This window comes from Streptomyces lacrimifluminis (genome assembly GCF_014646095.1).
In the GTDB taxonomy this organism is placed as follows: Bacteria; Actinomycetota; Actinomycetes; order Streptomycetales; family Streptomycetaceae; genus Streptomyces; species Streptomyces lacrimifluminis.
Genome location: NZ_BMMU01000028.1, coordinates 63674 through 81106, shown reverse-complemented (window position 1 = coordinate 81106; position 17433 = coordinate 63674). Strand labels below are relative to the sequence as shown.

The window sequence follows — 17433 nt, the reverse complement described above, 5'->3', positions numbered from 1 at the left end:
CCCACGATGGATCAACAACTCCTGGCCAAGACCTTCGTCGAGCTGGCCGACAGCCTGGTCGCCGACTTCGACCTCATCGACTTCCTGCGTCTGCTGACCGACCGCTGCGTCGGCATGCTCGACGCGAGCGCCGCCGGGGTGCTGCTCGCCGACCAGGACGGCAAACTCCGCGTCATGGCCGCCTCCGACGAACAGGTGCGCCTGCTGGAACTCTTCCAGCTCCAGAACGACGAAGGCCCCTGCCTCGAGTGCTTCCACACCGGCGCACCGGTGATCGTTCACGACCTGACCCGGGAGATCGACCGCTGGCCGCGCTTCGTCACGGCGGCCCACCGCAGCGGATTCGGGGCCGTCCAGGCCCTGCCCATGCGCCTGCGGGACCACACCGTGGGCGCCCTGAACCTCTTCCGCGCCGCCCCCGGTCCCTTCGACCCGCCCGCCACACTCATCGCCCAGGCCCTGGCCGACGTCGCCACCATCAGCCTGCTGCAACAACGCACCGCCCACCGCAGCACGATGCTCAACGAACAGCTGCAGACGGCGTTGAACAGCCGGGTCCTGATCGAACAGGCCAAGGGAAAGCTGGCCGAACGTCAGGGCATCGACATGGAGCAGGCGTTCAGCGCGCTGCGCGGTTACGCCCGCTCCCACAACCGGCGCCTGGCCGACGTGGCCCGCGCCTTCGTCGACGACTCCGAACCCCTTGCCGGTCTGTGCGTCTGACCCGCACGCCGGCCCTGGCCCACGTCCCGGCCCCTGCCCCTGCCCCCACTCCGGCGGGGGACCGCGGACGGAGGGAGGAGCCCGACAGGACCACGGTGAGGATGACGAGCAGGGCGAACACGGTGGCCTCCCCGGGAGCCGAACACGGCATCGGTACCGGGGACCGGGGCCTGCCCCCCAGCCGTGGTCCTGCCCGAAGGCTGGGGACACCGTCCGACGTCAGCGCGTCCTGCCCGATGGGGATGGCTGCTTGCCACCTGTCGGGAAACCGCTGCGAGGACTAGCGTTCGACATGCCGCCCCGGCCCCTGGCAGCGCCGCTCCGCCCACGCGCTCCCCCGAGGGCGCACCCCGCGCATCGGTGCCGGTACCCGCCGTGTCACGAGCAGGGCCGTTCCCGCACACGACCGTCGTCACGCGATCCCGGCGCGCCCGATGCGCATCAAGCGGGCACCGATCCGGCGCCCGCCGCGTCGCACGCATCCCCTGCCAGGCGGTACCCATGTACGCGCTGATCGTTCCCGCTTCGACCCCCCTCGTCCTGCTCGCCCTCGTGATGGCCCTGTCGTGGTGGGAGGACCGCATCCTGCCGTCGCCACCGGCCGAGAACGCCGAGGCACCCGCAGAGACTCCGGTCACCGCCGTTGCCCCTGCACAGCTCTTCGAACTCACCCCTGTCGAAACCGCGTTGGCAGGGGAGGCGGCCGGACCCTGACCGGCAGCACGGGCACGGGGCACGGGGCACAGGACCGTGCCCCGACCTGACCGATCCTGACTTCTCTCTCGCAACCTCACCCCTCGATCCGTCAGAAACCGACCAGGGACGACAGTTTCGACCACCCACACGGGCACCTGGAGAGGACCGACCGGCCGCTCTCTCCACGGCACTACTCTCCTCGTACGGCAGCCCGTGCCCCGGTCACGTTCATGGACGGCAGCGTTCTGGACCCGCTGTGCGCGGCGTGGGAGGACTGTCATGACCGGCTCGGATGGGCGCGGGTCGTGTACCACCGTCCGGCCGCAGATCTCGTGTTCCGGGCCGCCGGTCTGCTGGAGCGGTTCCCGCGGTACGCCGGTACCCGGAACGCCTGGCAGGACGTCACCGCGGGCCGTGCGGCGGTGGACCGGCCCGCGTAATGTACGGCGAAGGCCGAGCGGCGCCCCACCTTGAAGTGCCACCGACACGGGACGGAGACCGGTGATCAGCGACGGCATGGCCGAAGTCCTGCGGTCGCTGCGCCAAGGCGAGGTGGCCGACCCGGCTCCGGCGTGTGCGAGGGCGCTGGGCGCCGAGGGCATCGTGCTGTCCCTGCTGGTCGGCACGGCCCCGACGGCCGAGCCGGTCTGGTGCCATCCCGAGCTGAGCGCGCGGTTCGACGAGCTTCAGTTCACGCTGGGTGAAGGGCCTGGCCCGGACGCCGTCCACACGGGTTCGCCCGTCGTGGAACCGGACCTGCGCCGGGTACGCCCCGAGCGCTGGCCCGCGCTGCTGCCGGCCGCGTACGACCTGGGCGTACACGGCGTGTGCTGCTTCCCGCTGGGTATCGGAGCCATCCGGGTCGGGGTACTCACCGTGCTGTGCGACGGCGACCGACGGCTGAGCGAGCAGCAGTACACCGACGCCACCGCCCTCACGGCCGCGCTGACCGGAGCTTTCCTGAACGGGGGTCCGGGTGAGGGGAACGGGAACGTGCGCGGGTTCGACATGTCGCTGGACCCACCGTCGGAGCTGCGCCGCGCGGTGGTGCACCAGGCGACGGGAATGATCAGCGTCCAACTGGGTGTGGCCATGGAGGAGGCGCTCCTGCGCCTGCGTGCCCACGCGTACGGCAGTGAGCGCCCCCTCGGCGAGATCGCGGCGGACGTGGTGGCCCGCAGGCTCCGATTCGAAGACGATGTGAGCGGGCCGCAATCGCCCGACGGTGGAAAGGGATGATCGGCATGGCCCGTGAACGACGTCTGGCCGAGATCTTCGTGGAGATCGCGGACTCCCTCGTCGAGGACTTCGACGTCATCGACCTGCTGCACCGGCTGTGCGCACGCTGCGTCGAACTGCTCGACGTGTCGGCGGCCGGGATCCTGCTCGTGGACGCGCACGGTGAACTCCAGGTCATCGCCGCGTCCGACGAGCACACCCGGCTGCTGGAGCTTTTCGCGCTCCAGCACGACCAGGGGCCCTGCGTCGAGTGCTACCACACCGGCGTCGCCCGCACGAACATCGATCTGACGCGACCGCAGGCCAGCGTCGGCTGGCCGCGCTTCGCCCTACAGGCCCGCGAGACGGGATACGTGGCCACCCACGCCATCCCGCTTCGTCTGCGCAACCGGGTCGTCGGCGCCCTCAACCTCTTCCAGACCACGCCGCACCACCTCGCCGACGACGACATCGCTCTCGCCCAGGCCCTCGCCGACGTGGCCACCATCACGATCCTCCAGCAACGCACACTGGAGCGGTCGCACGTGGAGAACAGCCAGCTGGAGAACGCGCTGACCAGCCGTGTCCTGGTCGAGCAGGTCAAGGGTGTCCTGGCGGAGCGCTGGGACACCTCGGTCGACAACGCCTTCGACACGTTCCGGTCGTACGCCCGCGCCCACCATCTGCGCCTGTCGGACCTCGCCGTGCAGATCATCGCGGGCGACTTCGACACCGCGGCCATCCCCGCTCCGGCGCCGGACCGGCCTGGAGCCCAGCACGACTGACCGGCTTCACACCTCCGCCTCGGGGAGTAGCGTGAGGTCATCGGGAGCACCTCGCGCACCGGCTCCGCTGCCGGGGTCGTTCCTGGTGAGCAGCGACACCGGACACCTGACCGCAGACGCCTTCAGACGGAACGGATACGACCCCCGATGATGTACGACCAGACACGCGCCCAGCAGCCCGCGAGCCACAACCAGGGCTCGGACGAGCGCCGCAGGCCGGGCCCGGAGACGCTGCTGCCGTCGGACGAACAGGCCAAGATCGTCCAGCGTCTCCAGCACGCCCTCAACACCTTCGCCGACACCCCGCTCAAGGCGCTGGAAGAGGCCGAGAGCGCCTACGACGAGGCCACCGCCCAGCTCGTGAACGCCCTCGCGGAACGCCGGAGTCTCCTGCGCGCCGGCTGGCAGGACCAGAACCCCGAAACACAGCCCACCGAAACAGAGTCCGACGAACTCCGGCTCGCCCTGCGGCAGTACCGCGAGATCACCCAGCGCCTGCTCCGCCTCTAGTCTTCCGCGTCAGGAATCCCGCTCAGACGCAGAGGCCTGCTTGCTCCATGGCAGGACGGGGCGGCCGAAGGCCGGGGTGACGTTGGTGAGGTGATGTTGTCGGACGGGCGACGGGCAACGACGAGCATCGTGACGCCCTCGAGATTGTGCAGGCGGGCGGACGCCGAGCATGGAGGGCGTGGTGGAAGCGGGCGCGGACCCGTCGTGCGAGCGCCTGTGCTCCCGCTTCCAGTCGGACAACTCGTCATGTCCCCACCTCACCGCGGAAAGAGCCGAGCTGCGGCACCGGCTCCGTCTCCGGCTCCGGCTCCGGCTCCGTCAGCAAGCGGAAGGACCCGCCCCGTACTCCGCGGCCAGCAGACCGAAGAGGACATCGTCGGTCCACTCCCCCTTGATCCAGGTGCTCCGGACGAGGTGACCCTCGCGGCGGAAACCCACCCGCTCCAGCAGTCGCGCCGAGCGGACGTTGCGTCCGTCGCAGGCGGCCGAGACCCTGTGCAGCCCCTCCTCCACCAGCAGGAACCGCACCAGCCGCGCGACCGCCTCGGTGGCGTACCCCTGCCCCTGGAACTCCGGGGCGAACGTGAAGCCCAGTTCGGCCTGGCGTCCGTCCTCGCTGCGGCACACCCCGATGTCGCCGATCAGCCCCGGGACATCCCGTCGCTCGACGGCGTACTGGAACCAGCCCGGGGCACGAGGGTCCCCGGCCGAGAAGGTGCCCGCCAGCCGCTCGGCCTCCGTCAACGGCACCGGCGATTCCCAGGACTGGTACCGGCTCACCTCGGGGTCGGACCGGTACGCCGCCAGGGTCGGCGCGTCCGCCACGGTGAACCTCCGGAGCAGTAGCCTCGTCGTCTCCATGCCTTCGTTTCCCTTTCCTTCAGGGGTAGTTGAGTCAGTGGCAGGCGAGTCAGCGGTAGTTGAGTTCCGCCAACTCGGTAGCGAGCTTCCTCGGCATGGCCGTGTGACCCAGCAGGGGAAGCGCGATGTTACGCGCGCCGCGCACCACGGGGTTGCGGGTGGTGGCCATACGGGTCATCCGGTGGGTGAAGGCGACGACCCGCAGGGCGACGGGGCGACGCTGGGCCTCGTAGCCGTCGAGTCGCCCGGTGGCGAACGCCCGGCCGAGGGCGTAGCCGTCCTGGATGCCGGTGTTCATGCCCTGGCCGCCGGCGGGGCTGTGCACATGCGCGGCGTCGCCCGCCAGGAGCAGGCGGCCGGCCCGGTAGTGGTCGGCGACGCGGTGGTGCACCCGGAACCGTGAGGACCACGCGACGCCGGTGACCTTGGCCTGACCGGGGCCGCGCTCGTCGAGCAGCCGTTGGACGAAGGCGAGGTCGGGGGCGGGCGGGGCGTCGTCCACGGTGGCGACGACCCGGTAGTGGCCGCCGGGGAGCGGCGCGACGACGGCGAGACCTTCGGCGCCGAAGGTGAGCGACACCTCGGCGGGTCCCGGCGCCCAGTCCATCACGACGTCGGCGAGCACGAACGACTCCTCGTACGCGCTGCCGGTGAACCCGATCCCGGCGGCTTCGCGGACGGTGCTGTGCATGCCGTCGGCGCCGACGGCGTATGCGGCGCGCAGGGTTTCCCCGGTGCTCATGGTGAGCGTCACGCCGTCGGCGTCCTGGACGACGGAGGCGACCTCGTACGGGCGGTGCACGGCGCCGCCGAGCGCCCGCAGCCGGTCCAGCAGCACGCTCTCGGTCTCGTACTGGGGAACCATCAGGGCGTACGGGTGGACTGTGGGCAGCCGGTCGAACGGCACGGTCAGCAGGCGCCGGGAGCCGTCGCGGACGCCGAAGCGCGTGACCCTGATACCGCGGGCGATCAGCTCCTCGGAGGCTCCCAGCTCGTCGAGGACCTCCAGGGTGCGGGCGTGTACGACGGCGGCGCGCGAGGTGTTGGCGCCCTCCGTCAGCTTGTCCAGGACGACGAAGTCGATGCCGGCGGCAGCGAGCGTGACGGCCAGCGCGAGCCCGGCCGGACCGGCACCCACGACGGCGACCTCGGTGCGGGCGGGCAGTGCGGCGGTGTTCACGTCGTTCACGTCGTTCACGTCGTTCATGTCATTCACGCCCTTCTCGTCGTTCTTGTCGCTCACGTCGTTCGCTTCGTTCATGTTGTTCATGTTGTTCATGGCGGCCTCCTTGCCAACGAATGTTTGCCAACAAATGTTGGCCAACGCCTGTTGGCATGATGCTCGCACCCGCGCTGGAAAGTCAACACCTGTTGGCCTACAGTTGTTGGCATGAACCAGCACACCGAGCCCACCAGCACGGACAAACGCTCCGACCGCACCAAGGCCACGATCCTGCGCGCCGCACGCGAGCGGTTCGCGGCTCAGGGCTACGAACGCACCACCATCCGGGGTGTGGCCGCCGATGCCGACATCGACCCGTCGATGGTCATGCGGTACTTCGGCAACAAGGCCCAGCTCTTCGACGCGGCGCTCGCCATCGACCTGCGCCTGCCGGACCTCACCGGCGTTCCGGCGGACGAGCTGGCACGGGTGCTGGTACGGCACTTCCTCGACCGCTGGGAAGGCGACCCGGCCGACGAGGCGCTGCTCGTCCTGCTCCGTTCGGCGGTCACCAACGAGCACGCCGCGGCGCGGATGCACGAGATCTTCGCGACCCAGGTCGCCCCGACACTGGCCGCCGCTCTGGGCCCGGAAACGGCAAGGCGCCGGGCCGGCCTGGTCTCCGCCCAGCTTCTCGGCCTGGGGCTGACGCGCTACCTGCTACGCCTCCCGGCGGTGACCGGCCTCACCCGGGACGAGATCGAGGACGGCCTCGCCCCGGCCATCGAGGCCGTTCTTCATTGAGGGGCGATATTGGAGACGCGGCATTGAGGGGCGGTGGCGGGACCCGTCGTGAGTTGTCCGGTCAGCGCGTCGCGCCGGCGCCCGCGCTCAGAGAGGACGGGTGGCGACCGACAAAGACGCGTGGAGGACGGATCGAATCCGGGTGGACTTCGGGTGGAATTCGGGTGGAGACGCGGCGTCCGGAAAGCGGTGCCGAAGCTGTGGAGACCGTAAGAACGGGTGTGACTGCGCCAAGGCTGGGCAGGCGCGGACGATATGAGCACCCCCACCGACCGGAGCACGGTAGACGCCGCTGACACCGTTGAGGCCGTTGACGCGGCCACGGACCGGAGCGCGCACAGCCTGCGCGGGCCGGCGGCGGAACCGCGGCGCAGATCCGGTGGTGGGCGGGGTTTTCCGTCGGCGCTGCGTGGTGGCGGGCGGGTGGCGGGGCTGGACGGACTGCGGACGGTCGCGGTCGTGCTGGTGATCGTCTACCACGTGAAGCCGGATCTGGTACCCGGCGGCTCGGTCGGCGTGGACGTCTTCTTCACCCTCAGCGGGTTCGTCATCACCCGGCTGCTGATCGCCGAGTACGCCCGCACCGGCGGCATCGGCCTCCGGTCGTTCTACAAGCGCCGGTGGCTACGGCTGGGCCCGGCCATGCTGACGATGTGCGCGGTCACCGCGCTCCTCTCCCTGGCGCTTCCGCTGCCGCTGTTCGACGGGGCGTGGAAGGCGGCGGTGCTGGCGGCGGTGTCGGTGGTCAACCTCGTACGGGCGGGTGAGTCCGGCCCGTACTCCGACCTCACCGCCCCCCTGAGCCACACCTGGTCCCTGGGGGTGGAGGAGCAGTTCTATCTGGCCTGGCCGATCGTGCTCCTCCTGCTGCTGCGGCACACCACGGCACGGAGGGCACTGGCCTGGGTCGCGGCCCTGTGCGTCCTGCCTCTGCTGTGGCGTCTCGCCCTCTGGGACCCCTCGGCGGCCCACCGCATCTACAACGGCCCCGACACCCGCGCCGACCAACTCCTGATCGGCGCGCTGCTGGCCGTGGTCCTGGCCCGCCTACGCGCCGACGACCCCCGGCTGGCACTGCTCGGCCGCTGGGCGGGACGCCTGTGCTGGCCGGCGTTCGCGCTGCTGGGCCTGGTCGCCTGGCAGATCCCGATCGCCGACACGAGCGCGTGGAACCCCGTCTGGTACACGGCCGGCTTCATGATCGCCGCCCTTCTGACGGCCACGGTGGTGGCAACCCTGGACCTGCTCCCCGGGTCGTGGCCCTCCCGCCTGCTGTCACTCACGGCTCTGTCCTGGATCGGCCGCAACCTCAGCTACGGGATGTACCTGTGGCACTACCCCGTCATCCGCCTCCTCTCCGACCTGGGAGTGGAGGACGACCAGTTGCTGCCGATGGGCATGGTGGCGACGGTCGCGGCGGCGCTCGCCTCGTACGCACTGGTGGAACGGCCGCTGATGCGACGGGGGTGAGGGGACCGAACGGCAAGGTACGTACCCAGACCTTCTTCTACGACGTACCGCGCGGCGCCGCTGACCCGGCGGCCTCTCCTCCATCGCCGACGACCCGCCCGAGGAGGTCGGAGCCCGGCAGGGGCAACACACCCGCGGCTCCACCGACACCGGCTGCTGGAGCCGCGGCACCGCCCGCACGCTCAGCGTCCCGATGTGGCCGTGCTTCGGAGCGTCGAGGACGACCGCAAGGGTGTGCGGTTCGCCTGCGGAACGGCGCCGGTCAGGTCACCTGGTCGTATCGGCCGAGGAAGCGGAACTTTCCGTCCTTGGCCTGGTACAGGAAGCTCGTGTTCTCGGGTCTGAGTCCCTGGGTGATGTCCTGGTTGAAGCGGATGGGCTTGGCCACACCGGCGTAGGTGAGTTTGAAGAGGCGCTCGGCGACCTGCCCGGGTGCGATGTCGGCGCCGCCGCCCAGGGCGTCCAGGGCAGCGGCGATCAGACCCACCGCGTCGTAGGCTTCGGCGGCCCAGCGGGCGGGAAGCACGCCGTAGCGGTCGCGGTGCGCGGCAGTGAAGTCTCGGGCGGCCTTGCTGTCCGACGACTGTGGTTCGCTGTAGGGCGCCTCGAACACCCAGCCCTCGGCGGCCTCGCCGGCGGCTGCCAGGAACGCCGGGCGCATGACGGATTCGAAGGTCACCCGGGGACCGGTGAAACCCGCGGTGGCCAGTGCGCGGGCGCAGTCGGCGGCCCGGGTCGGCGAGGTGCCCGCGTAGACGACGGCCTCGGGGTGCGTGGCCAGCGCGGCGGCGACGGCCGGGCCGAAGCCGTCCGTGCCGGACGCCACCGGGTGGACCGTGGCGGTGCCCTCACCGGGCGGTGTCTCTCGCAGAGTGAGAGCGGTCTCGGCCATCCCGGCCGTGGCCTGGTCCTGGACGACGGCCGTGCGCTCGACCTCGCGGACCCGGGTCAGGTAGGCGAGCACCGGCAGGGTCCGGTACCTGCTCGGGGCCGTGGTCACGCAGAGGGTGCGTTCCGTGGCCGCGGACAGCCCCAGCGCGTCGTAGTCGGCCGAGACGAGCAGAACCGGCGTGAGTGCCTCCCCGTACCTGGGGACCGCCGCGCGGGCGGCGGCGACGGTGGTGGGGCCGATCACCGCGCACAGGGACGGCTCAGCAAGCAGCTTGCGGGCGCCTTCCTTCGCCCGCCCGGCCTCGCCCCGGTCGTCGTACGTGGTGAGGGCGAGCCGGAAGCGAATGTCCTTGCGGGCGTTGTGGGCGGCCACGGCGAGCCGGACGCCGCGCTCCTGCGCCAGTCCGACATCTTTCTGATCACCCGTCAGAGCCGCCTGGAAGCCGATGACATGGGCGGGCAGACTCTGCACCGCGCCACCCTGCGCGGCCTTCCGGCGGTTCGCCAGAATGATCGCGGTGCCGGTGCCGGACGCGGCGAGGACCGTGACGGCCGAGCCGCCGATGGCGAGAATCCGACGCCGGGAGGGCGCGCGTCCCTCGTCGACGACGGTGGGCTCCAGTGGCGCGGCAGGGCCGCTCTGCCGGGGCGGCGGGTCCAGGGCCCGGGCTGAGCGGTCGGCGACCAGGCGTAGTACGGCGGAGGGGAGCCAGTCGGCCGGAGGGCCGGGGGTGGACATGAACTCCTGGGCAGGAGTGGCCTGTTTATGGGAAAGGATGTGGTGTACGGGAGAGGCCTGTTGATCGGGACTGGTCGCCGTCCGATCGACATCCCGTAGGGAGTGGGCGAGTTCGGTCGCCGTGGGTCGTCCGGCGGGGTCCTTGGCCAGGCAGCCGGTGATCGCCGTACGCAGGGGGAGCGGCAGTCGGTCGAGGTCGGGGACGTCGGGTTCCTCGTGCACGGTGCGGTACAGGACGGCGGCCGGGTCGCCGAGGCCGAAGGGCCGCTGCCCGGTGAGGGCGTACGCCAGCACACAGCCCAGGGCGAACAGGTCGCTTGCCGGGACGGCCTCGCCGCCGGTCCGGACCTGCTCGGGGGCGAGGTAGCCGGGGGTGCCGACGATCACGCCGGGCTCGGTCAGCGCCGTGACGCCCGGCGACCGGGCGATGCCGAAGTCGATCAGCCGGGGGCCGTCGAGGGCGAGCAGGACGTTGCCCGGCTTGACGTCCCGGTGCACCAGACCGGCGTCGTGCACCTCGGTCAGCGCCTCCGCCAGCCGGGCGCCGAGCGCGGTGACGACGGCCGGCGGCAGCGGTCCGTGGCCGTCCACCGCCTCGGCCAGGGAGGGTCCTGGCACGAACTCGGTGGCCAGCCACGGCTCGCGGGCCTCGGCGTCGGCGTCGGTGACCGGCACCAGCCAGCGGCAGGTGAAACCCCTCGCCAGCCGCGCCTCGCGCCGGAACCGTTCCCGAAAGGCCCGGTCGGCCGCGTACTCGGCACGGATGACCTTCAGGGCGACGAGGGTCCCGTCGGCGGTACGGGCCAGGTAGACCACGCCCATGCCGCCGGCGCCGAGCCGGGCGAGCAGCCGGTGCCCGCCCAGTTCGCCGGGGTCCTGCGCGTTCAGCGCCCGCATCAGTCCAGATCCTCCGCTCCCACCGCCCTTCCGGCCCCTTCAAACCCCTCTGGCCCCTCAGCCTCTCCGGCCCGCTCAGTCCTCTCAGCCCCCTTCGGCCCCTCCGACCCCTACCGCTTCAGGAGCCGGTGATGTCCTGGACGCCCGCGTAGGCGAAGCGGCCGTTCTGGACGCGGAACTGGTGGAGCAGTTGCTGCTTCATCCGCTTCTTCTCGTCGAAGGCATAGGTCGCCGCCACCCCGGTGAACCGGGCTGAGGCGAGGGCCCGGGTGAGCCGGTCGTGGGTGGGACGTCTGCCGCCCTTCGGGGCGAGGGCGGTGAGCCGGTCGGCGAGCAGGCGTGTCACGTCGTAGGCCTCGGCCGCCCAGGGGCCCGGCGCGCTGCCGTACCGCTTGCGGTGGGCGGCGGCGAAGTTGCGCACGGGTGGGGCGTCGGGCCCGATGTAGGACGTATGCACCTGCCAGCCCTCGGCCGCCTGGCCGGCCAGGGAGACGAAGGCATCGGTGGCCGAGGCCGGGTCGAGGTAACGGGGCCCGGTGAAGTTCCGCTCCGCGAGGGCGCGGGCGACCGCGGCGGCACGTTCGGGTGTGCCGACGTAGTAGAAACCGTCGACGCCGCGGCCGAGCATGTCGTCGGTGACGGGTCCCAGAGCGCTCGTGCCCGCGAGGGCGGGCACGACGCGCAGATACAGTTCCGGCTGACCGGTCGCGGCGCTGCCGGCCACGAGCACCGACTCCATGCCGGCCACCCTCCCCGCCCGGTCGCCCAGCAGGCCCATCTTGCCGACACCCGCCGCGCCGAGCGCGGTGACGGTGGTGATGGCGCTGTACGCGGACAGCGTCGCGGCACGGAAGTACGCGCGCGGGGCGGTGCCGGCGATGGCCGTCTGCGAGGCGCTGGTCGACAGCTCCGACACCGTCAGCAGCGGCATCCCGGCACCCTCGTAGACCTCCACCGCGGCCTGCGCCGAGGTGTACCCGGTGGGGCCGAGCACGGCGACGACATCGGCGGCACCGGTCAGCCGCCGCGCCGCCCGTACCGCTCGGGCCGGCTCTCCCCGGTCGTCCTCCGTCCGCAGGGCAAGGGTGAACGGTCCGGCCCCGCGTGCGTTGAACCGCTCCACCGCCAGCCGCGCCCCCCGCTCCTGCGCCCGCCCGCTCTCCCGCAGCGGGCCCGTCAGATCCGCGTGGAGGCCGATGATCCAGGGGCTGTTCGTGGACTGTGCCTCCGGGGTGTCCTCGTCGCCGCGCAGCGCCGCCCACAGCGCGGCACCTCCGCCCGCCAGGAGCAGCGTCGCACCGCCGCCCAGGGCGAGGACCCTGCGGCGGCTGTGGCTCCGCGTCTCCGGTGACACCTCGGTGGGCTCGATGCCCGGAAGGGCGAGCATCTCCGCCGACCGTTCGGCGATCATCCGTACCACCGGGTCGGGCAACCAGTCGACCGTGCCGGCCGGGGCGTCCTCCACCAGTTCCGCGTCCACCTCGGCGGCCGTGGGCCGCTGCTCCGGCTCCTTCGCCAGACAGCGGCCGAGCAGCGCCCGCAGCTCGGTGTCCGCCACACCGTCCAGCTCGGGCGTGTCGTGGACGGTGCGGTACAGCAGCGCGTCCACCGCGCCGGTGCCGAACGGCGGGCGGCCGGTGGCCGCGTACGCCAGCACGCACCCCAGCGAGAAGACGTCGCTCGCCGCCCCCACCTGCCGCGCCCGCGCCTGCTCGGGCGAGAGGAAGCCAGGGGTACCGATCACCATGTTGTCCGAGGTCAACTCGGTCTCGTCGGCCGCCTGGGGGCGCGCGATGCCGAAGTCGATCAGCCGGGGGCCGTCGAGGGCGAGCAGCACGTTGCCCGGCTTGACGTCCCGATGGACCAGGCGCGCCTCGTGCACGGCGGTCAGGGCGCGTGACAACACCTTGCCCAGCACCCGTACCGCACGGTCCGGCAGTGGTCCGCAGGCCACCACCGCCTCCTCCAGGGAGGGTCCTGGCACGAACGCGGTGGCCAGCCAGGGCGCCGCCGCCTCCGTGTCGGCGCCCAGCACCCGTACCACCCAGGGGCTGTCGACCTGGCCGGCGGAGGACGCCTCGCGGCGGAAACGGGCCCGGAACTCGGCCTCATCGGCGTACTCGGGCTGGATCACCTTCACCGCGGCCAGGTCGCCGGTCCCGGTGCGGGCCAGGTAGACCACGCCCATGCCGCCGGCGCCCAGGCGGCCCAGCAGGCGGTTGCCGCCGAGGCGGGAGGGGTCGGTGGGAAGCAGCCGCTCCATCACTCGCCGCCCTTCTTGTTGTCGACGCCCGGACTCGTGGGACTTCCGGAGGCCGCGGAACTTTTGGGACTCCCGGAACTCCCGGGGGACGCGGCCGGGCCCGGATCCGGTGAGGCCGAACCGGCCCCGGTGGGGCTCCCGGTCGCTTCCTGCACCCGCAGCAGCATCCTGACCGCCACATCCAGCTCGTTCGTGGCGCCCTCCTGCCCTCCGCACGTGGACACGGCGATCACGACCGCGCCGAACACGGACTGCGTCCACGAGTAGGGGGACGACACGCCCCGGGTGTCGCTGACACACGTGCCGTACTCCGACAGCGAGTCGTCGCTGGAGGAGTTGCCGCTCTCGCCCCACGCGACGGCGACGGAGGTGAGCCCGGTCAGCCGCTCGCCCGCCCGTAGCGTCTGGTCCGGACACCGGACGGCCTCCTCCAGCATCCCGGCCTGCTCCCAGGCGGCGTCCAGCGCCGTACGGTGCACCGTGACCGTGGCCGACAGCCGCACCGGCTCCTCGGCACCGCTCGCGGGCAAGTCGAAGTGGCGGGTGAGCGTGGCCAGTACGTCCTCCGGCAGCCCCTGCCGCTGCCAGGCGCAGGACTCGCCGAGCACGGCCCAGGTGTTCGGGTCGCTCTCGTACGGTGTCGCCGGTACCGCCCCCGACCCGGCCAGCTCCGGATCGGCGATCATCTTCCGGACGAACGCCCGCGCCTCGGCCGCGGTGTGTGGCTGCTTCGCCGGGTCCGCCTGTTCGGTCGGCGAGGCCGCGGGTAAGGCACCGGCGCCGGTGACCTCGTCCGAGTCAGTGTCTGTGCGTGTTCCTGCGGACGACCCGGTCTCCGCGTCACCAGCACTCCGGGTGGCATCCGGACTCGACCTCCGCGTCGTCTCCCCGCCCGGACCGCCGCCGCCGTCCGTACAGCCGGCCAGCAGCGTCGCGCACGTCAGCACGACCCCGCAGACCAAACGGGCCTTCGTATACGTCACGACCCCTCCCCCTCCCCTCGTCGCGTGCTCACCTTCCGGCTCCAACGCTCCGGTTCAACGCTCCACGTGACGACCGCCGCGCACGCCGTGTCAACGGCCGCGGTTCATGTCTGTACCGATGCCGCGCGGGTACCGGACGGTTCCCAACCCCCTGCTTTCTCAAGGTAGTTCAGAGTGCTCGTGATGTACGGGGTATGCCTCGTGAACTATCCGCAACCGGTGACGCCGGCACCTCGCCAACGGCCTGCCCAGACTCCGACGTCCCACAGAGAGCGCATGGACCAGCGGCGACCTCGACACCACCTCCCTCGACTTCCTGCACGCCGAGGGCTTCGGTGGTCGTACGGGGCCTCCGGCTGGCGCACGCGGTTACGACGTCACAGCCTCGGCTGGGTCTGCGCCCGGGACGGCGGCTCCCTCGTCGGGTTCGTCAACGTCACCTGGGACGGCGGAGTGCACTCCTTCGTCCAAGACAAGGTCATGGCCCGGCACTGCCGGTCCCAGGGCAACTGCGCCGCCCTGAACACCGCCGCGGCCCAGTTCTATCCGAGCCCCCCGTCACTCTTCAGCAGCTGACCGTTGATCCACTGCCCCTCCCCCGAGCACAGGAAGTCCACGAGGTGGGCCGTGTCCTGTGGGGTGCCCAGGCGGGCCGACGGGGTGTGGCGGATGATGTTCGTCCGGGCCTCCTCGGACATCCAACCGGTGTCCACCGGGCCGGGGTTGATGACATTGGCGGTCACCCCGAGGTGGGAGAGTTCACGGGCCGCCGCCAGAGTGATGCGGTCCAGCGCTCCCTTGCTCGCCCCGTACGGCAGGTTGCCCACCGTGTGGTCGCTGGTGAGGCCGATGATCCGACCGGTTCCCGGGGTCGCCGCGAAGCGGCGGCCGAACTCCCGGATCAGCAGCCAGGTCGCGCGTGCGTTGACGGCGAAGTGGCGGTCGAAGCTCTCCAGGGTCGTGTCGAGCAGGCCCGAGTCGACCGACTCGCAGTGGCACATCACCAGCGCGGTGACAGGGGCACCGCCCATCCGTCGCCCCACCTCGTCGAAGACGTGGGCCGGGGTGTCCGGGTCGGCGAGGTCCGCTTCGATCGCCGTGCTCGCGGCGCCCTGCCCGGCGAGGGACCGGGTGATCGCCTCGGTCGCACCCGATTCGGCGCCCCAGGACATACGCGCGTCATACGGGGTCCAGTACGTGAAGGCGATGTCCCAGCCCGACGCCGCCAGTCGGCGGGCGATCCCTGCACCGATCCCGACGGTCCGGCCCACTCCGGTCACCAGAGCGAGGGGGCGGGTGGTGGGAGGGGACGGAGTCGGAGTCGGGGTTCGGTCGGGGTAGGGCTCGTCGGCATGCGTCGTCACGGTTCGGGATCGTCCATGACCGACGCCTGCTCAGCAACTGCTTTCCCTGTGGCCGAAGTCGAGGCCGAAGTCGAGGTGAGGAGGGGAACCCATGGGATCCCCCGCCCCCAGCCACCTCAGCTCGCCGGCCGCCGGATCCGGTCCCCGTAGTGCCGCTCCAGCCCGAGGTTCCCCTCGAACCCCCCGGGCACGTTCGCCGACACGTACACCGGCGGACGCTCCCCCGCCCCGATCAGCAGCGCCGCCGTCTCCGCGACCGCCATCTGCACGAGCATCACGCCGGTCAGCGTCGACAGGGCGCACACCGCGCCGCCGCCCGGGAGTTCGAGGAGCGCGTCGCCCGTGGGGGCCGCGTTGTCCAGCACGACGTCCGCGATGTCGGCCAGTTTCCTGCCGCTGGCGTGGCCCGCCGGGACCGTGCGGGTGTGGGTGAGGGACGTGATCGCGAGGATCCTGTGGCCGCGTTCCTTCGCCCGGAGGGCCATCTCGACGATGACGTTGTTGACGCCCGAGTTGGAGATGATCACGAACAGGTCGGACGGGTGTGGCGCGGCGAGTTCGTACAGACGCCCGGCGATGCCCGGCTTGCGTTCCAGGAGGGGGTCGTCGAGGGCGCTGGGGTCGTCGCCGCCGTAGAGGACGAGGTCGGCCATGCTCAGGCGGTTGGTGGGGACGAGGCCGCCGGCCCTGCCCGCCAGTTCCAGGACGAGGGCCTGGGAGTGGCCCGTACCGAAGGCCTGGATCACGCCGTCCGCGCGGATGCAGTCCGCGATCAGCCCCGCGGCGCGGGTCACCGACTCCTGGACCGCCTCCGACCCGGTGATGCGGTCGAGAACGGCCCGGCTCTCGCGCGCGAACCCCTGCGCGCTGACGGACTCGACGGACACTCGACACTCCCAACCGGTGGATTGAACCACCCACTCTACCTCTATCAGTGAATCAATAAATCACAGTGTACGGGCTGTGAGCAACGGGCCGCGGGCAAAGCCCCTGCGGGCCACCGGTCCCGGTCCTGGGATTCAAACTGCCCTACAGACGGTGGCTGGTACATTCGCCACTACCGTCAAGTACAGCCGCACAGCACCAAGGAGATCGGGTAACCCCATGGAACGGACCGGCTCCGGCAACGGGATGCCCTCGACCGACGTCACCACGCTCATCCGTACGGAGCTGCCGCGTCTCGCCGGCTCCCTGCGGAAGGTGGGCGAGCTGATCCTCGAGGACCCCGCCGCCGTCACCCACTGCTCGGCCGCCGAGCTGGGCCGCCGCACCGGCACCTCCCAGGCCACGGTCACCCGGTTCTGCCGCGCCATCGGCCTCGACTCCTACCAGCATCTGCTCATCGAGCTGGCCCAGGAACGCGGTCGCGGTGAGGTCTCCGACTGGGGCACCGCCGAGATCGGGCCGGACATCTCCCCCGACGACAGCCTGGAGCGGGTCGTCCAGGTCGTCGGCAGCGCCGATCTCCGCGCCATCCAGCAGACCATCGACCGCATCGACCTCGACTCCATCGAGCGTGCCGGCCAGGCCACCGCCCGTGCCCGCCGTATCGACGTGTACGGCGTCGGCGGCAGCGGAGCCGTCGCCCAGGAGACCGAGACGCGGCTCTTCCGCATCGGCTGCGCGGTGCGCGGCTGGACCGAGGTGCACGCCGCCCTGACCTCGGCCGCCCTCCTCACCCCCGCCGACGTCGCCATCGGCATCTCGCACTCCGGCTCCACCCGCGAGACCATCGAGCCCTTCGAACTGGCCAAGCAGCGCGGCGCCACCACCGTCGCCATCACCGCGGACCCCAAGTCCCCGCTGGCCCGCGCCGCCGACGTACGGCTCATCTCCTCCTCCTCCGAGACCAGTTTCCGCACCGAGAGCATCGGCGCCCGCCACTCCGTGCTGGTCCTCATCGACTGCCTGTACGTCCGGGTCGCCCAGCTCTCCTACCAGCGCGCCAGCGCCTCCCTCGCCCTGACCGACCACATCGCCAGGGAGCACGCGGTGAAGTCCCGCCGCACACGCTGAGCAGTCACAGAAATTCGCAGAACGTCACAAAAGCCGCCTCGGGCCCTCTCG

The 17433-nt window shown here is 71.6% G+C and carries 16 protein-coding genes; 9 read left to right on the top strand and 7 right to left on the bottom strand.

Features of this window, described 5'->3' with window-relative positions:
- Positions 1–6: 6 nt before the first annotated feature.
- The 6 genes from IEY89_RS31745 (at position 7) to IEY89_RS31720 (ending at position 3932) form a co-directional block, all read left to right on the top strand.
- Positions 7–723, top strand: coding sequence for a GAF and ANTAR domain-containing protein (locus IEY89_RS31745; RefSeq protein WP_189150967.1), 717 nt, complete (start codon positions 7–9; stop codon positions 721–723).
- A 501-nt stretch (positions 724–1224) separates the two neighbouring features.
- On the top strand, positions 1225–1437 hold the full coding sequence (locus IEY89_RS31740; RefSeq protein WP_189150966.1) for a hypothetical protein: 213 nt from the start codon (positions 1225–1227) through the stop codon (positions 1435–1437).
- 212 nt (positions 1438–1649) lie between these two features.
- Positions 1650–1859, top strand: coding sequence for a hypothetical protein (locus IEY89_RS31735; RefSeq protein WP_229695511.1), 210 nt, complete (start codon positions 1650–1652; stop codon positions 1857–1859).
- 61 nt (positions 1860–1920) lie between these two features.
- Positions 1921–2658: an ANTAR domain-containing protein gene (locus tag IEY89_RS31730; RefSeq protein WP_189150965.1), complete on the top strand. Its 738-nt coding sequence runs from the start codon at positions 1921–1923 to the stop codon at positions 2656–2658.
- Positions 2655–3422: a GAF and ANTAR domain-containing protein gene (locus IEY89_RS31725; RefSeq protein ID WP_189150964.1), complete on the top strand. Its 768-nt coding sequence runs from the start codon at positions 2655–2657 to the stop codon at positions 3420–3422. Before IEY89_RS31730 ends, IEY89_RS31725 begins: the two co-directional genes overlap by 4 nt.
- Positions 3423–3569: 147 nt before the next feature.
- Positions 3570–3932, top strand: coding sequence for a hypothetical protein (locus tag IEY89_RS31720; RefSeq protein ID WP_189150963.1), 363 nt, complete (start codon positions 3570–3572; stop codon positions 3930–3932).
- A 318-nt stretch (positions 3933–4250) separates the two neighbouring features.
- Here IEY89_RS31720 and IEY89_RS31715 read toward each other — a convergent pair whose 3' ends face one another.
- Both IEY89_RS31715 and IEY89_RS31710 read right to left on the bottom strand, forming a co-directional pair.
- Entirely contained in the window at positions 4251–4793 is a 543-nt protein-coding gene (locus IEY89_RS31715) for a GNAT family N-acetyltransferase (protein WP_189150962.1), read from the bottom strand.
- 49 nt (positions 4794–4842) lie between these two features.
- Positions 4843–6072, bottom strand: coding sequence for an FAD-dependent oxidoreductase (locus IEY89_RS31710; protein ID WP_229695510.1), 1230 nt, complete (start codon positions 6070–6072; stop codon positions 4843–4845).
- 111 nt (positions 6073–6183) lie between these two features.
- Between IEY89_RS31710 and IEY89_RS31705 the strand changes: the two genes are divergently transcribed.
- Together IEY89_RS31705 and IEY89_RS31700 are read left to right on the top strand one after the other, a co-directional pair.
- Positions 6184–6759 carry a TetR/AcrR family transcriptional regulator gene (locus IEY89_RS31705; protein ID WP_189150961.1) on the top strand — a complete coding sequence of 192 codons (576 nt, stop codon included), beginning with the start codon at positions 6184–6186 and terminating at the stop codon, positions 6757–6759.
- A 255-nt stretch (positions 6760–7014) separates the two neighbouring features.
- Positions 7015–8229, top strand: a complete 1215-nt coding sequence (locus IEY89_RS31700; protein WP_189150960.1) for an acyltransferase family protein — start codon at positions 7015–7017, stop codon at positions 8227–8229.
- 262 nt (positions 8230–8491) lie between these two features.
- On the opposite strand, the gene IEY89_RS31695 is transcribed toward IEY89_RS31700, so the two are convergent.
- The 5 genes from IEY89_RS31695 to IEY89_RS31675 all read right to left on the bottom strand — a co-directional run bounded on the left by IEY89_RS31695 (position 8492) and on the right by IEY89_RS31675 (position 16253).
- Positions 8492–10756 carry a bifunctional serine/threonine-protein kinase/ABC transporter substrate-binding protein gene (locus tag IEY89_RS31695; RefSeq protein ID WP_189150959.1) on the bottom strand — a complete coding sequence of 755 codons (2265 nt, stop codon included), beginning with the start codon at positions 10754–10756 and terminating at the stop codon, positions 8492–8494.
- Positions 10757–10874: 118 nt separating this feature from the next.
- Positions 10875–13019: a bifunctional serine/threonine-protein kinase/ABC transporter substrate-binding protein gene (locus IEY89_RS31690; RefSeq protein WP_189150958.1), complete on the bottom strand. Its 2145-nt coding sequence runs from the start codon at positions 13017–13019 to the stop codon at positions 10875–10877.
- Positions 13019–14002 (bottom strand): hypothetical protein, encoded by a 984-nt coding sequence (locus IEY89_RS31685; protein WP_229695509.1) that lies wholly within the window; start codon positions 14000–14002, stop codon positions 13019–13021. Before IEY89_RS31685 ends, IEY89_RS31690 begins: the two co-directional genes overlap by 1 nt.
- A 542-nt stretch (positions 14003–14544) precedes the next feature.
- On the bottom strand, positions 14545–15366 hold the full coding sequence (locus tag IEY89_RS31680; protein ID WP_373287316.1) for an SDR family oxidoreductase: 822 nt from the start codon (positions 15364–15366) through the stop codon (positions 14545–14547).
- A gap of 116 nt (positions 15367–15482) precedes the next feature.
- On the bottom strand, positions 15483–16253 hold the full coding sequence (locus IEY89_RS31675) for a sugar isomerase domain-containing protein (RefSeq protein ID WP_189150957.1): 771 nt from the start codon (positions 16251–16253) through the stop codon (positions 15483–15485).
- Positions 16254–16497: 244 nt separating this feature from the next.
- On the opposite strand from IEY89_RS31675, the gene IEY89_RS31670 reads away from it, so the two are divergent.
- Entirely contained in the window at positions 16498–17382 is an 885-nt protein-coding gene (locus IEY89_RS31670) for a MurR/RpiR family transcriptional regulator (RefSeq protein ID WP_189150988.1), read from the top strand.
- Positions 17383–17433 lie beyond the last annotated feature (51 nt).

Excerpts from the sequence above, each read along its gene's own strand:
- IEY89_RS31735 (WP_229695511.1), top strand. The coding sequence starts at position 1,650 with ATGGACGGCAGCGTTCTGGACCCGCTGTGCGCGGCGTGGGAGGACTGT.
- IEY89_RS31690 (WP_189150958.1), bottom strand. The coding sequence starts at position 13,019 with ATGGAGCGGCTGCTTCCCACCGACCCCTCCCGCCTCGGCGGCAACCGC.
- IEY89_RS31710 (WP_229695510.1), bottom strand. The coding sequence starts at position 6,072 with ATGAACAACATGAACAACATGAACGAAGCGAACGACGTGAGCGACAAG.
- IEY89_RS31720 (WP_189150963.1), top strand. The coding sequence starts at position 3,570 with ATGATGTACGACCAGACACGCGCCCAGCAGCCCGCGAGCCACAACCAG.
- IEY89_RS31715 (WP_189150962.1), bottom strand. The coding sequence starts at position 4,793 with ATGGAGACGACGAGGCTACTGCTCCGGAGGTTCACCGTGGCGGACGCG.
- IEY89_RS31745 (WP_189150967.1), top strand. The coding sequence starts at position 7 with ATGGATCAACAACTCCTGGCCAAGACCTTCGTCGAGCTGGCCGACAGC.
- IEY89_RS31670 (WP_189150988.1), top strand. The coding sequence starts at position 16,498 with ATGCCCTCGACCGACGTCACCACGCTCATCCGTACGGAGCTGCCGCGT.
- IEY89_RS31695 (WP_189150959.1), bottom strand. The coding sequence starts at position 10,756 with ATGCGGGCGCTGAACGCGCAGGACCCCGGCGAACTGGGCGGGCACCGG.
- IEY89_RS31740 (WP_189150966.1), top strand. The coding sequence starts at position 1,225 with ATGTACGCGCTGATCGTTCCCGCTTCGACCCCCCTCGTCCTGCTCGCC.
- IEY89_RS31705 (WP_189150961.1), top strand. The coding sequence starts at position 6,184 with ATGAACCAGCACACCGAGCCCACCAGCACGGACAAACGCTCCGACCGC.
- IEY89_RS31700 (WP_189150960.1), top strand. The coding sequence starts at position 7,015 with ATGAGCACCCCCACCGACCGGAGCACGGTAGACGCCGCTGACACCGTT.
- IEY89_RS31725 (WP_189150964.1), top strand. The coding sequence starts at position 2,655 with ATGATCGGCATGGCCCGTGAACGACGTCTGGCCGAGATCTTCGTGGAG.